Genomic DNA, 3,588 nt, shown 5'->3' with positions numbered 1-3,588 from the left:
TTAATGTTTTCACTAATAAAAGTGAGCGTAGCTAAAAATCAGTTCCCAATTGTGGCGCCGCGTTTGAATTGCCTTGGTGTCATTCCCGACCATGCTTTAAATCGAGTACTGAAGTTTGCCGCATTCGGATACCCAACGATCTCGCCGATGTGTTGAATAGACCAGTCGCTCGATTTCAATAAGCGCGCCGCGTACTCCATCCTCATTCGCATGATATGTGTCATAGGACTATGCGAATAGTAACGCTGGCACAAGCGATGGAAATGGGGCTCTGAACAAGGAAACAAGTTTGCTAATTCATGTACGTTCCATTCTTTGTGAAGCTGCTTTTGGACATTGTCGAATACACGCCTTAAACGGACCAGATTTCGTGACTGGTGATTAGGAACCGGCGCATTAATCAAAAACTCTATCTGTGCCACACTGTGATTGGCGATGGCACCACCTAAATCAATCGGCAAAGCAATGCTTCTCAACAGAGTATGTATGCAAGATGAGACAACTTCTGCCGCAGGCGAGAGCGTATAACTGATTTCATCACTGACGATATTTTCCCAGTGTTTATCCGGCGATAAAAAGATCCACGCTATCTGCCATGTTTCTTCTTCAATTCCAAAGCCATTCTCGATTCCGGATGGGACCGTAATGCAAGATCCCGGCTCTAGAATGTAACGGCACCCTCCACTCTCTAACCAACCTTTCCCTCTAACCGTGAACAACAGCATGTGTTTCTGTTGATTCTTTCTATATACCGAAAAGAAGTCGCGACATGACGCTGTACCACACTGAACGATACCTAGCTCTTCGAATGCCAGAACATGGCTTTGATCGACAAACTCTTGATGGGTCTTTTCAGAGATCTTGTATCGTTCTTGCTTTTCGCTCATTCCGCTGCCAGCTCATTTAGGTGACCAAACCATAAAAGTAGATAGTTTGACAAAAGTTTGTGATGAGTATGAACAATACAGTGAAATTAAATGCCGATACACTTCTTGCATATTAACGACAAGGGAAATGCGATGCTCTCTACATATCGTCATTTAGACAAAGATTTTTGGCAAAAGCTACTGCACATCGGTTTGCCTGTGTCATTACAAACTATGCTGTTCTCACTGCTCGGCGTAGTTGATATTTTTATGGTCAACCAACTTGGTGATTCAGCAACGGCAGCGGTCGGCGTTGGCAACCGCATATTCTTTTTTAATTTGATCATGGTGTCTGGGATTAGTGGTGCAGTAAGCGTGCTAGCTTCGCAATATTTTGGAGCGGGTGACTTTAGCGGCATCCGGCGTGTGTTGGCGCAATCATGGGCACTGTCTATTTTGGCCATCATCCCTTTTGTTTTAATTTATACATTGGTTCCTGAATCAGTCGTGTCTGTAGTGGCCTCAGACCCTGATTACATCCGCTTGGCAACGCATTACCTTTGGATAACAGGAGCCAGCCTTATTGGTACCGCAATTGTAGTGCCACTAGAAAGCGCACTGCGATCGGTTGGTGAAGCGAAATTGCCAACAAAAATCAGCATTTGGGCAATCATCGTCAATGCAATTCTAAATGCACTGCTTATCTTCGGATTGTTTGGTTTCCCAGAGCTAGGTGTGGTTGGCGCAGCGATCGGCACTACGGTTTCACGATGCTTTCAAACTGTCGCGCTGGTAGTAATGGCAAGAAAACGCTATCTACATTTGTTCCCTACAATCGGCAGTTTGCGCGATGCCATCTTGCCTAAGCACAGAAAGAAATACTTCAAGATCGCGATTCCTATGCTAGTTCACGATACGGCGTGGGCGGGTGGAATACTGATTTACAATGTCATTGTTGGTCAGATTGGCGTTGGCGAGCTTGCGATCATCTCGTTGTTATCGCCAGTAGAAAGTATCTTAATTTCGGCTTTCTTAGGTTTTGCCGTTGCCGCCTCGATCATCCTTGGTAATGAGATTGGTGCTAAGAACTATCAACGGGTTGAAAATACCGCTTGGGGCTATGTGCTTGTGAGTTGCGCGCTTGCTACTTTGCTAGCACTGCTGTGTTTTATCGCCAAACCCGCCATTGTGCAATTGATCGATTTAACTCATCTGGAACTCAAAGATACAGCAGTCAACGTCACGTTGGTGATGGCGGCTGGCATGATATTACGAGTCTTCAATATGGTTGGCATAGGAGGCGTGTTAAAAAGTGGTGGTGACATCAATTACAGCATCTTCATCGACATATTTGGCCAGTGGGCAATCGGGATTCCCCTCGCCTATTTCACCGCTTTGGTGCTTGGCTGGTCGTTAGAATGGGTGTTGATGATTGTGTTGCTGGAGGAACTGGCGAAGATCGCATTAACTAGCCAACGAATCCACTCTAAGAAATGGATCAACAACCTCATAGAAGAGTCTGATCAACTAACCACTTAAATACTGATTTGAACTAATAGAACGAAAGAACTCACACCCAAGGGCTGATTGATTACATTATGCTAACCATGATGCCCTTTTTCGTTTCACAAGCCTACGAAGTGACGACAACCTTAGATGTCAGTGAATCGATGGATAATTTGGTTTGAACTACCACGCCAATCTAGCATTGGATCCGCTTTATCTTGATCGAAACGCCCATCAATTAAGGTATCAACGTATTCCAGCACTTGCTTCTGATTCTCATCCAATTCACCAAGTTCATAGCCAGTCCACATCCAGATATCTTTGCCTTCGCATTCTGCTTTTACACGCTTAACCAACTTCAGTATTTCAGAAACGTTCGCAGGATGCAGAGGGTCACCACCAGAAAGTGATAAACCACGGCGTTTGATTCGCGGATCATTAAGATCGGCAATAATGTGGTCTTGTAGCTCTTGAGTGAACAAATGCCCAGAATCCAACCTTTGCGTCGACTGGTTATAACACCCACGGCACTGGTGCACGCAACCCGATACGAACAGAGTGCATCGTGTTCCTGGGCCGTTTACAACGTCGATTGGATGATATTGATGATAATTCATAAGGCAGTATTGAAAACTCGTGATGGCTTAATGGGTTACTTAAAATGTAGCGAATAGTAAAACCAATAAATTGGTATCGACATTAAGCCGATACCAATCTTGTTTCGTGAAACGTAGATCTTCTTAAGCAAGCAAACGATCTAAATGCTCACTAAAGGTGTTTCACTCGACGTTTAACTTCTTCTTGCTTACCGAAGTTAAATGGTCGTGCATCTGGGCTACCAAGGTAACCACAGACACGGCGTGTTACCGATACTTTAGTTGAGTCATGGTTGCCACATTTAGGACAGGTAAAGCCCTTACTCGTACAATCGAACTCACCGTTGTAACCACACTCGTAACACTCATCAATCGGCGTGTTGGTACCGTAGTAAGGAACACGTGTGTAACTGTAATCCCATACGTTTTCTAGTGCTTCGATGTTTTTCTGCATGTTAGGGAATTCACCGTAACAAATGAAACCACCACTAGAAATTTCAGGATAAGGCATCTCGAAATCAATCTTATCGTATGGGTTCACTTTCTTCTGTACGTCTAAGTGGAAGCTGTTTGTGTAGTAGCCACGATCTGTTACGCCATCAATCACACCAAACTCTTTG

The 3,588-nt window shown here is 44.4% G+C and carries 4 protein-coding genes; 1 reads left to right on the top strand and 3 read right to left on the bottom strand.

Going from position 1 to position 3,588, the window contains the following annotated elements; all coding sequences use genetic code 11:
* Positions 1-38: 38 nt before the first annotated feature.
* Positions 39-887, bottom strand: a complete 849-nt coding sequence (locus tag BCT81_RS20840) for an AraC family transcriptional regulator (RefSeq protein WP_102425689.1) — start codon at positions 885-887, stop codon at positions 39-41.
* Between the two features lie 90 nt (positions 888-977).
* On the opposite strand from BCT81_RS20840, the gene BCT81_RS20835 reads away from it, so the two are divergent.
* Positions 978-2,405 carry an MATE family efflux transporter gene (locus BCT81_RS20835; RefSeq protein ID WP_102425688.1) on the top strand — a complete coding sequence of 476 codons (1,428 nt, stop codon included), beginning with the start codon at positions 978-980 and terminating at the stop codon, positions 2,403-2,405.
* Positions 2,406-2,518: 113 nt separating this feature from the next.
* On the opposite strand, the gene nrdG is transcribed toward BCT81_RS20835, so the two are convergent.
* Complete coding sequence (nrdG, locus tag BCT81_RS20830; protein ID WP_102425687.1) at positions 2,519-2,989, bottom strand: anaerobic ribonucleoside-triphosphate reductase-activating protein; 471 nt, start codon at positions 2,987-2,989, stop codon at positions 2,519-2,521.
* Positions 2,990-3,140: 151 nt separating this feature from the next.
* Positions 3,141-3,588 (bottom strand): anaerobic ribonucleoside-triphosphate reductase (gene nrdD, locus BCT81_RS20825; RefSeq protein ID WP_277869837.1); only part of this gene is annotated, 448 nt, incomplete at its 5' end.

This window comes from Vibrio sp. 10N.261.52.A1, assembly GCF_002876325.1.
Classification (GTDB): Bacteria; Pseudomonadota; Gammaproteobacteria; order Enterobacterales; family Vibrionaceae; genus Vibrio; species Vibrio chagasii.
The sequence above is the reverse complement of the archived record's forward strand: the minus strand, read 5'-3'. Positions and strand labels throughout refer to the sequence as shown.